The sequence below is a fragment of the Candidatus Kuenenia sp. genome (assembly GCF_027493735.1).
GTDB classification, from domain to species: Bacteria; Planctomycetota; Brocadiia; order Brocadiales; family Brocadiaceae; genus Kuenenia; species Kuenenia stuttgartiensis_A.
In genome coordinates this window covers 38,930-55,256 of sequence record NZ_JAOSKF010000001.1, presented here as the reverse complement: position 1 = coordinate 55,256, position 16,327 = coordinate 38,930, and the positions used below count along the sequence as shown (strand labels likewise).

14 protein-coding genes are annotated in these 16,327 nt (G+C 42.6%); 13 read left to right on the top strand and 1 reads right to left on the bottom strand.

Features of this window, described 5'->3' with window-relative positions:
- Positions 1-37 precede the first annotated feature (37 nt).
- Complete coding sequence (locus M5U24_RS00260; protein WP_099326432.1) at positions 38-346, bottom strand: hypothetical protein; 309 nt, start codon at positions 344-346, stop codon at positions 38-40.
- Between the two features lie 582 nt (positions 347-928).
- Here M5U24_RS00260 and M5U24_RS00255 point away from each other — a divergent pair.
- The 13 genes from M5U24_RS00255 to M5U24_RS00195 all read left to right on the top strand — a co-directional run bounded on the left by M5U24_RS00255 (position 929) and on the right by M5U24_RS00195 (position 16,313).
- Positions 929-1,978, top strand: a complete 1,050-nt coding sequence (locus M5U24_RS00255) for a hypothetical protein (protein WP_298201270.1) — start codon at positions 929-931, stop codon at positions 1,976-1,978.
- Positions 1,975-2,403, top strand: a complete 429-nt coding sequence (locus tag M5U24_RS00250) for a hypothetical protein (RefSeq protein ID WP_169703071.1) — start codon at positions 1,975-1,977, stop codon at positions 2,401-2,403. The genes M5U24_RS00255 and M5U24_RS00250 overlap by 4 nt, the downstream gene beginning before the upstream one ends.
- 117 nt (positions 2,404-2,520) lie before the next feature.
- Positions 2,521-3,948: an FAD-dependent oxidoreductase gene (locus M5U24_RS00245; protein ID WP_099326434.1), complete on the top strand. Its 1,428-nt coding sequence runs from the start codon at positions 2,521-2,523 to the stop codon at positions 3,946-3,948.
- Between the two features lie 275 nt (positions 3,949-4,223).
- A complete protein-coding gene (locus tag M5U24_RS00240; protein ID WP_099326435.1) occupies positions 4,224-5,891 on the top strand; it encodes a glycosyltransferase family 39 protein in 1,668 nt (555 codons plus the stop codon).
- 207 nt (positions 5,892-6,098) lie between these two features.
- A complete protein-coding gene (locus M5U24_RS00235; RefSeq protein ID WP_099326436.1) occupies positions 6,099-6,518 on the top strand; it encodes a carboxypeptidase-like regulatory domain-containing protein in 420 nt (139 codons plus the stop codon).
- 130 nt (positions 6,519-6,648) lie between these two features.
- On the top strand, positions 6,649-8,085 hold the full coding sequence (locus M5U24_RS00230; RefSeq protein WP_197705241.1) for a carboxypeptidase-like regulatory domain-containing protein: 1,437 nt from the start codon (positions 6,649-6,651) through the stop codon (positions 8,083-8,085).
- A 200-nt stretch (positions 8,086-8,285) separates the two neighbouring features.
- Complete coding sequence (locus M5U24_RS00225) at positions 8,286-9,233, top strand: hypothetical protein (protein ID WP_169703062.1); 948 nt, start codon at positions 8,286-8,288, stop codon at positions 9,231-9,233.
- Positions 9,230-9,559: a hypothetical protein gene (locus M5U24_RS00220; protein ID WP_099326438.1), complete on the top strand. Its 330-nt coding sequence runs from the start codon at positions 9,230-9,232 to the stop codon at positions 9,557-9,559. Before M5U24_RS00225 ends, M5U24_RS00220 begins: the two co-directional genes overlap by 4 nt.
- 612 nt (positions 9,560-10,171) lie before the next feature.
- Positions 10,172-10,420 carry a hypothetical protein gene (locus tag M5U24_RS00215; RefSeq protein WP_298201266.1) on the top strand — a complete coding sequence of 83 codons (249 nt, stop codon included), beginning with the start codon at positions 10,172-10,174 and terminating at the stop codon, positions 10,418-10,420.
- Positions 10,390-11,490: a hypothetical protein gene (locus M5U24_RS00210; protein ID WP_298201264.1), complete on the top strand. Its 1,101-nt coding sequence runs from the start codon at positions 10,390-10,392 to the stop codon at positions 11,488-11,490. The genes M5U24_RS00215 and M5U24_RS00210 overlap by 31 nt, the downstream gene beginning before the upstream one ends.
- Positions 11,491-11,618: 128 nt before the next feature.
- Positions 11,619-12,593, top strand: a complete 975-nt coding sequence (locus M5U24_RS00205) for a cation diffusion facilitator family transporter (protein WP_099326440.1) — start codon at positions 11,619-11,621, stop codon at positions 12,591-12,593.
- A 72-nt stretch (positions 12,594-12,665) separates the two neighbouring features.
- A complete protein-coding gene (locus M5U24_RS00200) occupies positions 12,666-13,751 on the top strand; it encodes a family 1 encapsulin nanocompartment shell protein (protein ID WP_157820694.1) in 1,086 nt (361 codons plus the stop codon).
- A gap of 3 nt (positions 13,752-13,754) precedes the next feature.
- A complete protein-coding gene (locus M5U24_RS00195) occupies positions 13,755-16,313 on the top strand; it encodes a multiheme c-type cytochrome (RefSeq protein WP_099326442.1) in 2,559 nt (852 codons plus the stop codon).
- Positions 16,314-16,327 lie beyond the last annotated feature (14 nt).

The following is a 16,327-nucleotide window of genomic DNA, read 5'->3' as shown; positions in this document are numbered from 1 at the left end:
GTGTTCGACTGTAATGTTTACGCTGAATAGTTACATTTTATTTTCGGTCTTGATTTTTTTTGTAATGAATGTTGGATGGTGAGTAACCGTTTGCTTGCAGAAAATGGAGAAGTTTTTTACTTGCCTTCTGTTCTCTTGAATAGTCTGGCAGCCAGAATTTTGTGGTATCAATCCCGCTGACGGTTTTGTTCCTGGAATTTATAACGTAAGTTTTTTGTTCAGAAGTAGCACTCTGGTATTTGACAAGGATGATACCGTCATTCGGGTCAAAATCGACTTCAATACGCATACCCTCATCGTCGTATATCTTTCCAATAGCCTTCACTATATCAACTAATTCATCCAAAGAGTTTCTCTTCATATTTTATAATGCAGCAAAAAGCTGCAACCAAAAAGAATTTAACCACGAATCCGCCTTACCTACCCACAAAACATAAAAAATCTTTTAGAACCCAACCTAACTGGCATGGACGGAACCAAACAAGGACGAAATACGAAACACGAAATACGAAATTCTAAGTACGAAATACGAAACAAATTCCATAATCCACCCCTGCACCCCCGCCAGCGGGGGACATTCTGCCTCCTTTGTAGGGGATTAGGGGGAGGATATTTAGGATTTCACCAGTAAATATTTTGCCAAAAAATGCAAGGAAATTACCTGCTTAATTCTCATTGCAATTGTACAGGAATCTTCATTTTATGAAAGCGTTTTTATAGTGGTGTTTCCAGAAGTCAAAGATTGAGGCAGGCATCAAAAAATTATAGCAAAAGTCATGCGGAGAAAGCGATGTTACGGTTCTTTACACGATTGGCGTGATTTGAATGCAAAAAATAATAAATAATAATTGACAATATTGTTTTTTATTATACAATCCTAGACGTGTGAGATTGAGTCTCAATATAGTTTTTAGGATGGAGGTGTGATGTGAGGTATGTGTGTTTAATTGTTGTATTTGGAGGTATAGGGGTTTTTACTCCGCAGGCATTTGCCCAATCAGGAGATACGGAAATGTTAAATAACCGTGTGCAGGCGCTTGAAAACCAATTACAAGAGATTAAGGAACTATTGAAAAACCAAGTATCGAGAGACATGCAGAAAGATGAAGAGATTGCTGACTTGAAAAAACAATTAGCTGCGCAAGCGGATGTGGTAAGTAGTAAGGCAGAGAGTGTTCCTGCGGCTTATGCGGGCATGGATGATCAACAAATCACTGCAGGACAGGAAATGGAAAAGGACTTTTATCTGGCAAAAAAGAGTTCTGAAATGGTGGATAAAGACCTTGGGTCTGCATTTGGAGGGGTTTACACAAAGCCCTTTTTGAGACGATTCGGCAGGAATACGTATCTTGGAGGATATATGGATTTTGAATTCAGGGCGCCGGAAGATGAAGACGCCGCACACGGGTTTACCCAGAAAAGATTCATACCGTTTATCTATTCAGACATATCTGACCGTGTAAAACTGGCGACGGAAATTGAGTTTGAGTTCGGCGGCGTTGGCGGCGGCAGATCCGGCGAAGTGATTCTTGAATTTGGAACTATCGATTTCCTGGTAACCGAATGGATCAACTGGAGAGGCGGCTATCTTCTTACGCCTTTAGGAAAGTTTAATCTTGTCCATGATTCTCCGATACAGGACCTCACTGACCGACCACTTGTTAACCAGTTGATTATTCCAACCACGCTTACCGATCTGGGGATGGGCTTTTTTGGCTCGCTCTATCCAACGGAACTGAGCAAGCTCAATTATGAAATTTATGTTACGAATGGTGCGTTCAGGGGGCTGGATAAAGATGGCGATATAAGTATCGGAGAAATGAACGGATTAAGAAGCGCAAAGGGGGGGTATAATAATGATAATTATAATAAAAGTCCCGCCGTTGTCGGGCGTGTTTCTTTTAGTCCGTTCATCGGGCTCGATTTGGGGGATCTGCGTATACAAGCAGGTATGACGAAAATAACAATAACCAGTTGACCATTTCCGCCCTTGATTTTACCTATCAAAGGGGTGCATTTGAATTCCTGGGTGAGGGCGCATATGCATTTGTTGAGACGGATGATTTTGCAAAGGATTCAGGGATTACTGATGATATGTGGGGATATTACCTTGAGGCTCGTTACCACTTTATGCCGTCTTTCCTGAGAAACATGTCCCCAACACTGTTTGGCGATAATTCAACATTTACCGGAGTAGTGCGATGGGATCAGGTGCAGACGGCAGGCAGGGATGATGATTTTGCAAAAGTCCATTGGCTGAGATCGAGGGTTACGCCGGGCATTAATTACCGGTACACAGAGGACACGGTATTTAAACTGGATTATCAAATCAACATGGAAAATAAAGATATGCCTGACGAAGCAAATAACGCATTTCTGTTTTCTGTGGCAACATATTTTTAATAAAACATTTAAGGAATTTACATGAAACGCTGATGGATACCGTTTTGTTTGAGCAATGAATATTCGATTTGCAAATGTTCAGAAAAACCGGCGTTTTTGTGAGAAGGAGTAAGATTTATGAAAGGAAAAGTGCTTGTTTTAGGGGGAGGCCCATGTGGCTTGTCTGCCGCATGGGAATTATCCAAACATGGATATAACGTTACTGTGCTGGAGAAGGGCTCAAAAGTGGGCGGATTGTGCATTACCAATGAATATAACGGTTATCGGTTTGACCTTGGCGGGCATAGGTTTATTTCTAAAAACAGGGAACTGGTAGAAGATGTTCGCACAATGATGGGAAGTGAACTTTTGACATCGTCGCGGAAAAGTGTGATTTTGCTGAAGGGAAAGGTCTTTGAATATCCCCTTTCCGCAAAGGATATATTCCTGAAAATGGATATGTGGACAAATGCAAAGGCATTTATGTCTTATCTTATCGCTGCATTTTCACGTATGTTCGTTCGCAAAAGGGAGGTGTCGTTTGAGGATTGGATTGTGCGTCGTTTTGGACGTACTCTTTATAATTTGTTTTTTGGCCCTTATACCGAAAAACTGTGGGGCATATCGCCCGGGGAGATTTCCTCCGACTGGGCATCACAAAGAATATCACTATTGAATCTAAAGGACGTCCTTTTTCATCTCCTTAAACTGAAGAGGAGGACGCCGAGAACCTATGCAAAGGGATATTATTATCCCAAAAAAGGCATCGGGCAGATGTTTGATATTATGGGTGGTGAAATAGAAAGTATGGGTGGCAGGATCGTCCTGAATGCAGAGGTCGTGGGTGTGAATATAAACAACGATGCGATAACCGGCGTGCGGTATCTGAAAGATGGCGTGGAGGAAACGATTGATTGTGATGCGGTGATTTCCACCATATCATTGCCGGATCTGATTAATACGTTTCCGGCACATTTGACTGCTGGCATGGAGAAACATATATCTCTGCTGAAATTCAGGGCGGTTCGTTTCCTTAATATTCTGGTGAATCTTCCGGATATAAGTGAAAACACATGGATGTATGTGTCCGAAGGAAAATACATCATGACACGCATCCAGGAACCAAAGAGAAGAAGTTCCTTCAGCGCCCCGGAGGGAAAAACGTCCATAATGCTTGAAATCCCATGCAATGAGGGTGATGAAATTTGGAGTTGCCCAAAGGTGGATTTGCTGGAGAGATGTTTGAAAGATTTAAAAGACCTTGGCCTCGATATAAGGGATAAGGTCGTCGATTATTTTACCACCGGCGTGACTCACGGATATCCTGTTTATACCCTTGATTACGTGGAGCATCGCCAAAAACTCTTTCAATTTTTAGAAAGATATGAAAATATAATCACGTGCGGCAGGCAGGGGACTTTCAGGTATATCTTTATGGATATTGCAATGGAAATGGGAATTGCCGCTGCCCACCATCTTATGCTGGATACAATGTCGAAGAAGGATGCTATTCATCACATGCGTTCTGAGGATGAGCTTATTGAAGTAAGCTCTGTGACATCCTAGGCGTTTAGCGCCTCGACATCGACAAAATTTTGTCGATATGTCAAAACGTTTAAATTCTAAAATCGAATATCGAAATTCGAAACAATACCGAAACTCAAAATTAAAATGTTCAAAACTAAAACCAAGATGTGTGTCCGTTTGCTGTGACCGTAAAACCAGCCTGTTTCATATTTCGTGCTTCGAATTTCGTATTTTTATTCCTGCTTGTCTGGTTCTGGCTATACCAGCTTGGAGTAATTTAGTTAATGTTAATAGTGCAAGGGTGTATAACGTAAATGGCAGAGCAAAATCTGACAGCTATCAAAAAAAAAGAAAATTTATTAAAGGGAAACATGTTTCCATTATGTGCAGTTGCACTATGTCTTGTGACAAGACTGTTGTTCTTTGGTAGATATGTTGACGAGTGGGATAGTGTTAACTTTGCCTTTGGTTTGTCAAAGGGATACGATATTTTACACGACCAGCCGCATTTCCCGGGGTACCCGGTATACATGTTTTTTAGCTGGATAGGGTATAAGATTATCGGTTCTGACATTAAGGCATTGATTTTTTCAGGTATTTTATTTAGCAGCATGGCGGTATTTCCCCTGTATGAACTGGCAAAACGGATGTTTTCCAAAAATGTGTCAATACTTGCTGTCATTTTATACATAGTAAATCCGCAAATATGGTTGCAGGCGGAAAAACCACTCTCTGACGCCTTTGGCTTATTTTTTGTGATTACTGCTGTTTTGTTTTCTTATCTTGCGTTAGAACGGGTGGCTATTTCAAAGGATATTCCGGAATATCTGGAGAGGAATGAAAATAATGCTTTGACATATCTGGCCTTCAGCGGGTTTCTGCTGGGTTTGGGGATTGGCGTAAGGGTTACATACCTCGCGTTAGCCCCTGTTATGCTTTACGTGGCTTTTCTGTTAAGGAATATCTTTTCTGTCCGAAGGATTGTCGCATGGGGCGGCCTTGGTTTTGCTGCCGGGGTCTCGTCATGGCTGGTCTATCTGATAATACATTTTACCCCTGGCAAGTTCTTTAAAAAATTTTTACGTCATGCTGAGTACCATTTTTATGAAGACGGCAATTCTATTGTTACAACAGACAGTTTTTTTGAAAGGGTGCATGATATCGCTTACCGTTTCATTGCCCATTGTATGGGGCTGTGGTGGCAGGATGCGTTTTTACTGCGCGTAGTGCCTACAATTATTGTGGTAGTCTCTCTGGTGTATTTCTTTAAAAAGGTGAAATGGTCTGAAAAGATACGGTTTTTATCGGTAGTTTTCCTCTTTTATGGTTTATGGGTTCTTTTTATTCAGGATGCTATACGTCAGATCATGGTGCTTGTTCCTTTTCTGGCAATGGTGATAAGCGCCGGATTGCTTTATTTTTATACGTATTATCTGAAGAATAAAAGATACGGAAGAATATCCTTTTATCTTATGACAGGGGTATTTATTTTATCACATGCGGTTGACTCCGTGAGGATTGTATCGATAAACAGGGATATAAAACCTCCCTCTGTTTCGCAAATAGACTATATAAAAGAGAATTATAAAAAAGAAGATACTAAATTCTACTGTCTGAATGACTGGCGGCTGTTCCAGTATTACGCCCCTGAATGGTGTGACAGGAAAAACACTCACGTATATTTTGTCTCACATATGAATGGGGTGAAAAATGACTTAAAACGGCTGAAGAAGAAACCGGAAAATGTGCTTATCTCCTCAAAACTTTTTGGACGCCACAAATATGCAGACAGGTTGAAGGAACTGGCAGTATTTGAAAGAGACGTTTATGGAGTTGCAGATTATAACTTGCTTGCATTGTATCGCTTTGAAAGCAAGGCGAAGATAAAAGAGCCTGTGGAAAGGAGAGATCATTCAAATAGACAAGGTATTGTTGAAGAACAGGAGGGCATGCCGTTGGTAAAATTTGATGAAACAAGATAAGAAATAATTGCTTAGCCGCATCCGTTAAGGGACTAGGTATTTTCTATTATACCGTAGCAGTTTACAGTTTACAGTCGGCTGTAGGCAAATTGCAGATTGAGGGCTGAGGACAGAGCTTCTCAAAAGGGGAATATAAAAAGTTTGACTCTTGGAACGATGCGTTCATAAAAAATGAGATTTTTATTTATTCAGGAAGGAGTGTGAAAGATGGTAAAAACGTTTTATTTGTCGTTGTGTTTTGTATGTGTTACAGGTGTGCTTGCTTCTTTAAGCGAGGTAAAGGCACAGTCCGTGGGTGGCGCGAGCGTCTCCGGCACGGTAACCAGCGAGCAGAATGAACCGGTAAAAGACGCAAATGTAGTATTGAAAAATAAGAAGACAAAATTCAAAGACAAGGGTACTACTGGAACAAACGGTGAATACGAATTTTCCAATCTTGATGCAGGAAAATATAAGCTAACCGTAAAAAAGTCAGGATATTCAAATGGGAAAAAGAGTTTTAAGCTTAAAGATGGACGGGAAAAAACGGTTGACATTACGTTGAAAACAAAAGAGAACGGAGGCGGTAGTGGTTCCGGTAATGGAGGTGGAAGTGGGGGAGGTTCTGGTTCCGGAAGTGGCGGCTGATAAAATGTCTCTCAACATGGCAGTATACTTAAGGGCGGCACAGACAAACAAAGTTTGTCTGTGCTTATCTTAAAAAAATTTTAAATTATCTGTGAGAGTGAGTCTCAGTATTATCAAGGAGGAGTATTTTATGTTGTTTAAGAAAGTATTGTTGTCGTTTGGTTTTATGGGAATTTTGTATGGTGTGCAGTCATTGCCGCAGGATCACTCAATGGTTTTGGCGGCATCTATCAACGGTATTATAGTAGATGAAAATGGCGTTGGGATAGAGAAGGCCGAGGTGACGATTAAAGGGAAAAAAGGGCATGATAAGAAGCAAAAAATAAAAACAGATTCCGATGGGCTTTATGAGTTTACTGGACTGAAAAAAGGAAAATACACGATTAAGGTGACGTCTGTTGGATATAAAAACGGGAAGGAAAAAGTAAAGATTGGAAATAACGCAGATGATGTCGAGGGTGATTTTACATTGAATTTTGATGAATACGTGAAGACAAACGACACTGAAACGATGGATGATGCCGTATCGGCTTTTCAGCAAATTGGCACATTGAGAAAAGAAGACCCTGTCAATATAGAAGAGATTGTATCTCTATATGAGGAATATTTACAGGATTTAACGCAGCAATTGGATAGTGAATATAGTCTGACCATGGACGAAGACCTGATTTCTGCAATGGGTGATATTGAAAATGATATTGACCCAAAGCTGGCAGGGCAGGTAATCGACAAAACGCTGCAACGGGTATTTTACCTGGCGATTTATGACAGAATTACAGAGGTCAACAATGATTTTGATGACGAAAGTACTTCATATCTGGGAACATTATGGGATGAGGCATATGCTGCTTATCAGGCATTGTTTAGTACGGCAGACAGGGAAAATAAGGTGCTGACGGAGGACCGTTTGTCCATAGAAACAGGGAGTAATCCGAATCTTGAGGATGGGGTTACTGTTGCATTTATACGGGGAAAAGCAGCGTTAAATAAAAAAGATTTAGACGAAGACGAGATTACCGTAGGGGTCCAGAGGCAGGTTATCCGGTTATCCCTTATCAGGTCTTTCTATATTGCAGTATTGAGGGAAGTGGAGAGCATTATCAATAATCGCGATACAGACCTTGAGAAGGCATTGGAATATCAGAAAGAAGGAGAAGTTTATTACAGAATCATCGAAGAATATGTTTCCCGTGATAATCCTTCCGGAAATGAGACGATAAAAAGCCAACTGACTGGCGATGTGTCGGAGGTAGATGCCGATACCATTGTAAGTGAAATGAGCAGGGGTTTTATTGGCCGGGTAGAAGGGGAGTTGGATGCTGCCGAATCCAACATAAGCGAAGGTGACCGTAAAGATGCCATGATTGTAGCTGAAGAGGCATTGCTTTATTCAGAAGTATTTCTGGAAGATTTGGGATTACGGTTGGGTGATGATGCTATGGATGATATGGAAGATGCGCTCCATGATTTGAGGAATGCCAGCGATAAAATGAAAGCATCATCTGCCGCATCCGCCATAGAAACAATCAGTTCACTTATTGAGAGTTACGAAAACGAATTGCTGTAGTTTAGGTTTTTAATCTGAACCCGCTTTATGTATTGTCAATGTAGCGTTGATTATCTCAGGCGTTATTATCCAAATAAACCACGTGGAAGCCCGCCAGGAAAATGGAAGTATGTTGTGAGTTTGGATTTTATTTAACGGTCTTTCGTGTAGCAAGGAGATTCTATGAACAGAAATAAAAAGATTTATTCGATACTTTTTTTTTGATACTGGCAACAGGGATTTCTGTAACGGCTTATTACAGGTCCGGAAATGCAGAAGAGCATTCTCAATATGAACATGCAAAATCGGATGTAAAAAACAAGTTAGGTAAAAAAAGCAAAAAGATTAGCTTTACCAATGATATATTGCCGCTCTTTACTGAGCCACAAAAAAGAGGCGGTGAGGAATCGGTTGTATGCGTCAGATGCCATTTTACGAGTCTTACCATAGAAAGCAGCGGAATTCAGGAAAACGCCTTTGCAGAATTTAGCCTGGGGTCATATGCGGATATTATGGCAGGGGCTGACGCAGGTACAGAACCTATTATTGATATTGAAGATCCTGATATAAGCTTGTTGTTGCAAAGGCTGGAGGGAAAGGGCGATGATATGGCGGCGGGCGACGCGCGCATGCCATACGGCGGCCCGTTTTTTAAAAAAAATAAAATCAAAAAAATCCGCACCTGGATAGAACAGGGGGCAATTGATGATACTCCGGAACCTGATTTTAATCGTGATGTACTTCCACTGTTGACTAAATCGGTAAATGGCAATATTCCTTGCAGTCTATGTCACTATAATAATAATGATGCTAGTTCCAAAGAACGTTCGCCTGCTCAGGCATGCATGGATTTGACAAGTTGGGAGGGGATAATATCAGGTGCTGACGGGATTGAACACGAGGAACTTGTGGATAGAGAAAACCCATCGAATAGTTTACTAGTACGACGGCTGCGCGGTCAGGTAACGGAAGAGGAAAAAGAAAATGATCACAGAATGCCTTACGGAGGCCCCTATTTTAGCGAATATGAAATCCAGAAGATAGAGCGCTGGATAGCCAGCGGGGCAAAGGGGCCTAATGGTGAGGATCCCAGTGAGGCAGACATCAGCGATGCAGGGGTATGTCCCGAAGGAAGTGGCAGCGGCAGCGGAAGTGGAAACGATAAATGAATAGTGTACTTTCCGGGAAAACCGGCGGCAAAAAAAAAGAATGGAGGTGTGTTGTGTCAGCAATGGTAATAAGTAGTGCAGAGGGCTTTGCCGGTATGGCGAAACCACTCGAAGATTACGGTATTACAAATATTCATTTTTGTAGTGTTAAGGAGAGAACGGATTTGGACGCTACCGCAATTGCATTTGTGCCGTTTGTTGATTTTATCATAGTAGGGAGAGATGCCGGTGGTTCTCCCTACCTCAATACTATACTGAAAGAAGCAAAAGAACTTCAGATACCAGTATTGCAAGAGAGCTGCATAGCGGAGCAGGGGAAAAAATGAGCCCTGAATAAAACGGGGAGCAATTACCATTTTCCTTGCTGCTATTGAATGGTGAAATCCGAAGTCATCAACACTCAATCTACAATCTACAGTCGGCAAATTGCAGATTGAGGACTGAGGACTAATGACTGTTTTTTTGCTTGTTTACTTCTGGCTATGCCAGCTTAGGAGGGAAAATAAAAAATGAGAAGGTTTGCATATTGGTATCTCTTTTCTTTGACGGGTTTGTTGGTTATAAGTATGTTGTACGCATTAGTTTGATTGTATAGAAATTATTACGGAGTTATTCATCATGTATTATGTTTTTAAATTGTGTAAGGTGCTCTTTGTAGTAACGATGTAGTTTTTTGAAAAATTCCAATAATAGCGCTGCTTGCCGCATAGTGTAGGGGAGAAGCATTTGTTATAATCGGTTGCTGCTCGTTCCTCACTTGATATCTACGCCCACTAAATTCATGTAGTGCGACGAACCTCGTCGCACTACAAATGACAATTTCCAGTTTCAAAAGACTAAAGTGTTACTCTTTGTAACGGATGTTCACCCCTGCCAAAACGCATAAGTGCTTAATACATAGTTTGTTAAGGCTGTATTTTTAATAAATATGTAGTTTGATGAGCAGCGGTGTTGATAAGGAGAAGTTGGCTCGCCAGATCGCGGCGGATAAGAGGATTACGGAAGGTTCCATCTGCCTGTTGAGTGTGGTAGAGCCTTGTATTGCGCCGATGGTCAAGGGCAACAAGGCCAGCAAGAAGCTCGAGTTGGTAATGGCGCCCCGCAAGTGTGTCTTTGTGTATCATTATTTTAACGATCCAGTGTTTGGTTTTTGGTCATGTTCGTATCCAGAGTTGGGCGCCGTTTAATATTTTCATTTGTCTCAATGGTCGTCATTGGCTGGAGCAGGCAACTTCAGAAGCAAGGTATTGATTATGTTAAGGACGGCAACTGTTTTGTGCGTATAGAGGATATTGCGGCTGCGCAGGTTCTGCTCCATGAGCAGCTTAAGACTGACTGGGCGAAGCTGCTGAACGGGCTTGCGTTGGGCAGTTGCCCGGCATTGTCGCAGATTCTTCGTCCGTTGGGAGCGGAGTATTACTGGTCTGCGGATGAGACGGAGTGGGCGACGGACATCATGTTTAAATCGGTTGAGGCATTGGAGGAGTTGTTTCCATCGTTTGTTCATCATGCGATGCGGGTTTGCGACAGTTCTTCGGTGATGAAGTATTTGGGTAGGCGTAACCTTGCAGGCGCTGCCCCTGATGAGGTTATCAGCGACTATCGAAGACGCTATGAAGGTATACGGGTCAAGCACAGTGTGAATTATAATTCAGTGAAGATGTATAACAAGAGCGGTAGTCTCTTGCGTATTGAGACAACGATCAATAATACGCGGGACTTTAAGGTCTTTCGGAGTCCCAATGATGATGAAGGCAAACCGGCGTCATGGCAGAAGATGCGTAAGGGCGTAAGCGATCTTCATCGACGGTGTGAGGTGAGCCAACAATGCAATGATCGTTATGGGGATGCTTTGGCGGCGGCTCAGGTAGAGGAGAAACTGAAAGAAGTGGTGAGCAGCGCTTGTAACAAGGTTGTCAAAGAGGGCAAGAGGTATCGGGGTTTGAATCCCTGGCAGCAGGATGATTACCAGATGCTGATGTTCCTGTCCAAAGGCGAAAACGCGATAAATGGATTCCGCAACCATGATTTGCGTAAGTGGCTTTACCGGGAATCCGAACAATCCGGCAAGGATCAGCAAAAGAAATATTCCGGACGAACGACCCGACGGATAAAGATGCTGCGGGCACACGGTCTAATCCGCAAAGTTCCGAGGGCCAACCGCTATGTTTTGACGGAGAAAGGCCAGAAGTTCTCTTGTTCACTGATGACCGCTTCAGCCCTTGATATTAAAGCACTTACGGAAATGGCGGCATGAAAAACACGCATAAAAAACAAGAAATTGATGGATAGTAGTATGTAGTGCGACGAACCTCGTCGCACTACAAATGACAATTTCCAGTTTCAAAAGACTAAAGTGTTACTCTTTGTAAGTAATAACAAACAATGACTTCCATTGAATCAGGCATTAAGGCCTCTGTGCTTGGTATAATTATTAATACAGCGCTGGCAATAATTAAAATCATTACCGGCATCATCGGGCATTCGTATGCATTAATTGCAGACGGCATTGAATCCACTACGGATGTCATCAGTTCTGTTATCGTATGGAGCGGCCTGAGAATAGCATCAGAACCTCCGGATGAAAAACACCCTTACGGGCATGGAAAGGCAGACTCTATTGCAGGACTGTTTGTTTCCATGTTATTATTTGGGGCAGCCTTGTTTATTGCAGTTCATAGTATTAAAGATATTCTGGTTCCCCATAAAACACCTGAATGGTTTACGCTTATCGTATTAGTGTTTGTCATTGTAACAAAAGAAATACTCTTTCGGTTTGTTATTTCCATCGGAGATTCAATAGACAGTACCGCATTGCAAGGTGACGCATGGCATCATCGGGCTGACGCACTTACTTCAGCCGCGGCATTAATTGGTATTTCAATTGCTCTTATAGGCGGCAAAGGCTATGAAAGCGCAGACAGTTGGGCGGCTTTATTTGCATGTGTGATTATAACTTTTAACGGTATGAAACTTTTCAGGACAGCGCTCAATGAGGTAATGGATGCCTCAGCTCCGCAAACAATAAAAGATGAAACCATTAGAATGGCAAAACAGGTAGAGGGTGTTTTATCGATCGGGAAATGCAGGATTAGAAAAAGCGGAATTACGCTGCTGGTAGATATTCATGTGCAGGTTGAAGGTGAGATGAGTGTAATGGAAAGCCATGCGATTGCACACCTGGTAAAAGACGAGCTGATTAATAAAAATGTAAATATCCGCGATGTGGTAGTGCATATAGAACCGTACCATTCTGATAAAATAAATGTAAAAGAATACAATGGACTTTCATTTTTTTCATATGTAAGCTCAATTTGGTTTTTATTACTTTTATTTGACAAAAAGGAGAATACCATATGACTAATAATGCAGTATTTTATTGGTGGATTTTTTAAATAAACATTTATAAGAGGAAATTCGGGAGGGATGGTTATGGGTATTTTAAATACATTTAAAAAAGTATATGCAGTGACGGGTTTTTTTGCCTTGTTAGCAGTATTTTCTCTATCGCAGGTGGGGTCCTCTGCTTTTGCCGCGTGTGCAAAAGTAGATGATTGCTTTTCGTGTCATACCACACAAGAATTAAATGCAGTCCATAAAAATACTCCATACCAGGGACAAAGCTGTATTGTGTGTCACAAAGCTTTTGCTGCAGATGATACATGCTCAGACGCAAAAGATGGTAGATTCGCAAAAATTTCATCTGAAATAAACATCAACAAAGAAGATTGGAACAAAATTCAACGTGCAGTCCATGAGACAACAGAAAAGCATCTTGTAGGGAGAAAATTCTTAAACATTTACGGACCACTTGGAACAGGCGCCCAGAGTGTGCCACTTGATACGTATGGCCTGCCATCATGGGCAAGCATTGATATGCTGGGCGAGGGCAATGAGGCGATACATCCCCTTAAGAGGGAAATTGCTCAAATATACCTTATTTACAAAGACTTTTGGCTTTTCCGGAGAGATATTGAGTTCAGCAAAAAGTGTGAGACGCCCATTGATATAAGTGCTGCAATAGGAGCTGCGGTGTCTGTTTCCAGGAAAGAGGACGACATGGTTTTTAACGGTTTGTCTGAGATGGGCATTCCGGGGCTTTTGACTGCAAGCGGCAGGAATATAATGAAACTCAGTGATTGGTCAGTTATTGGAAACGGCTTTCAGGATGTTGTATTGGCAGTAGAGAAACTGACAAGCAGGGGTTTTAATGGCCCGTTTGCTTTGGTAGTGAGTCCAAAGTTGTATGCATATCTCCACAGGGTTTATGAGCGTACAGGACAATTAGAGATACAGGGGGTAAAAGAGTTGGTAAACGGGGGTGTTTATCAGAGCTACGTTTTTAATAAAGATGTGGCGCTCGTAATTGCAACGGGCAGTCTGAATATGGACCTTGCCGTAGGGAGCAATTATAAAGTAGAGTACTGGGGCCCTCAGGATCTGAACCACCGGTTCAGGGTTGTGGGGAGTTCTGTGCTCAGGATTAAATGTCCGCAGGCAATTTGTACATTGGAGTAGGTTATGCTTAACAAATCAGCGGCTTTAGTGCCTGTGGTGCTGGCTTTCCTTTTCCTTTTTCTGTGTTTTCAATGTTTATACGCTGACATCCGCTGTCTTACCGGTAAGGATGGTGCTGTGCATTTGGAGATGGAGGCCAAACCCTTAACAATAGAGCCAAGGCCCGGCGTGTTCTTTGATGCCTGGGGGTATTGCCTGAAAGGTGACGTACCCACCGTACCCGGCCCTGTCATAAAGGTAAGGGAAGGAACTAAGGTTAAGATTCTCTTCAGGAATAAACTGACAGTTCCTGCCTCTATCCACCCTCACGGAGTTAAATATACCACCGCCAATGTCGGCGTTAATATTGCCGGGAATCCAGCAAGTATTGTAGCGCCTGGGGATTCAAGGATTTTTGAGTGGGATACTGCCGGCACGCCAGGCACGTGGTTTTACCACTCCTACGTATTTGAGAGAGGCGGCGAAGAGGGATTATCCAGAGGATTATGGGGAGCGCTTATTGTGGAACCGGTTGGCGGTGATCCAAATCCTCCGGATAAAGAGTTTGTGGTATTTATGCATGCATTTAATGTAAACGGACAGGAATACTATGCCTTTAACAATAAATCAGGCGATATTGAGCTTATGAGGGGAGACAGTTCCGCATTTCCAGGAGAAACATGGAAGGCAAAAATGGGGGACAAGGTAAGGTTTCATCTCATAAATATTACGGAGGAAGCACACACTTTTCATACCCACGGGCATCGCTGGCTGGATAAATCTTGTGATAAGCTTATTGATACTATCGGGTTGAATCCATTTGACTCTTATGTCCTGGATTTCGTTGCCGGTGAAGGTGTGGGGAAGGGTAACTGGGCTTTTCACTGCCAGTCACAGGAACATATGATGAACGGCATGTTCGGTATTTTTATGGTTGAGGAAGGGAAAAGGGTCAATGCTGTGATTGCATCGTGCGATGAAGGTAGGAAAACACTCAGTGCGCCTGGCCAGGATAGACAGCCTCCAACGCTTGAGGGTTTTTCAGGTGCTTACATGTATCCGGAAATTACAGAGAAAAACATGTATGAATCATTTGCAGGCTTAGAAAAGGGTGACGGCATTTGGGGTGATTATTATAGCCCTATTCCGCTTTATACCTATTTTAATCCTTCACGGCATTATGTTCCTCCGGAAAGCGACGCTTATACAAATCTACTGGTGAAATACAGGCCGGATCAGTGCGTAGAATGCCATGAGGAAACAACACCTGGTATTGTTGCCGAATGGAAAATGTCCAACCATGCAAATCCAAAGAAAAACCCGCATGTATCCGCTGAGACGCAGGAGATAGAGGCATTAATCGGGAAAGAGCTGAACAACTGGCGGCCTGGCACAAAGGACGGTGTGTATTGTTCTTACTGCCATGGTTCCGATCATGAAAAACTCTTTATGCCCACAGTTGACAATTCATGCGGAGCCTGTCATCCAAAACAAGCAGCGGAATTTATAAAAGGGAGAGATCATGGAAGGCCAAACCACCCTCAAAGCTGGGAAGGGAATGTATCTACTCCATGGTATGCTGAATACTATCGGCGAGGCGAGGGATATTCTATGGTGGGGTGCGATCAATGCCACCAAAACATGTCTTCATGTGATGATTGCCATTCACGCCACCGTTTTTCCGCGGCTGAAGCCCGAAGGCCCGAAGCATGTTCAATTTGTCATATGGGACCTGACCACCCCGATTGGGAGAGTTATTCACGTTCCAAATGGGGGGTAATTTATGAGACTACAAAAGAGCGGTGGAATTGGGACAAAAACCTTGCGGAGGTTATTCCCGGGGAAGATTATCTGGCGCCGACTTGTCAATATTGTCATATGTACGTTGGAAATAATAAATGGGAAATGAATGTGGAAACAAAGGGTATATGGCGCATGGGAGTCATTCCCCCAAAGGAAGTGGAATTTAAATCAGGACTAAAAGACTTCCCCTATGGAATAAAAATACCGCCCATGGATAAAAAACTTGAAATCTATTCTGCTGAAAGCCAGGAAAAACGCCGCAAATGGGTGGAGCTTTGTTCAAAATGCCATAGCAGCCGCTTTGCCGGCATGTGGCTTGATTCGTTAGACCAATATATGTTTGAATCATGGCGGCGGATAGACGAAGCGCAGCTTATTATAGAAAAACTTTTTAGTGAGAATGCAATTGAACCTCCTCCGGAGAAAAGGCCTCCCTTTCCCCTCAGTGATTTGATTATTAAGGTGCTTGGCGCTGAAAAACTGGGGGCTGAAATGTACAGGCTATTTAAACAAACCAACGGGCATTTACCGGTGATAGGCCCCATTCTTGGCGCTTATTCTATTTTTACCCAAAATGAAGGGAATCCTGGCGGCATAGAAAGGGAATATGCGGAGATGTGGTTCTGGAGCCATTTGCAAGGTTATAAAGGCGCTGCTCACGCCCAGCCGGATATAAGCTGGTGGTGGGGTACTGCTCAGGGAGTCGGGAATCTGACTCGTATACGGGATGAGGCTGAAAAATTAAGACGTTTAAAATCCGGTAGCAGTTCAGGCTTTTGAAAAAGCAAAGGCAT

Coding starts and splice junctions, on each gene's coding strand:
- M5U24_RS00195 (WP_099326442.1), top strand. CDS start 13,755: ATGCTTAACAAATCAGCGGCTTTAGTGCCTGTGGTGCTGGCTTTCCTT.
- M5U24_RS00210 (WP_298201264.1), top strand. CDS start 10,390: ATGTTCGTATCCAGAGTTGGGCGCCGTTTAATATTTTCATTTGTCTCA.
- M5U24_RS00230 (WP_197705241.1), top strand. CDS start 6,649: ATGTTGTTTAAGAAAGTATTGTTGTCGTTTGGTTTTATGGGAATTTTG.
- M5U24_RS00215 (WP_298201266.1), top strand. CDS start 10,172: ATGAGCAGCGGTGTTGATAAGGAGAAGTTGGCTCGCCAGATCGCGGCG.
- M5U24_RS00240 (WP_099326435.1), top strand. CDS start 4,224: ATGGCAGAGCAAAATCTGACAGCTATCAAAAAAAAAGAAAATTTATTA.
- M5U24_RS00220 (WP_099326438.1), top strand. CDS start 9,230: ATGAATAGTGTACTTTCCGGGAAAACCGGCGGCAAAAAAAAAGAATGG.
- M5U24_RS00235 (WP_099326436.1), top strand. CDS start 6,099: ATGGTAAAAACGTTTTATTTGTCGTTGTGTTTTGTATGTGTTACAGGT.
- M5U24_RS00200 (WP_157820694.1), top strand. CDS start 12,666: ATGGGTATTTTAAATACATTTAAAAAAGTATATGCAGTGACGGGTTTT.
- M5U24_RS00245 (WP_099326434.1), top strand. CDS start 2,521: ATGAAAGGAAAAGTGCTTGTTTTAGGGGGAGGCCCATGTGGCTTGTCT.
- M5U24_RS00205 (WP_099326440.1), top strand. CDS start 11,619: ATGACTTCCATTGAATCAGGCATTAAGGCCTCTGTGCTTGGTATAATT.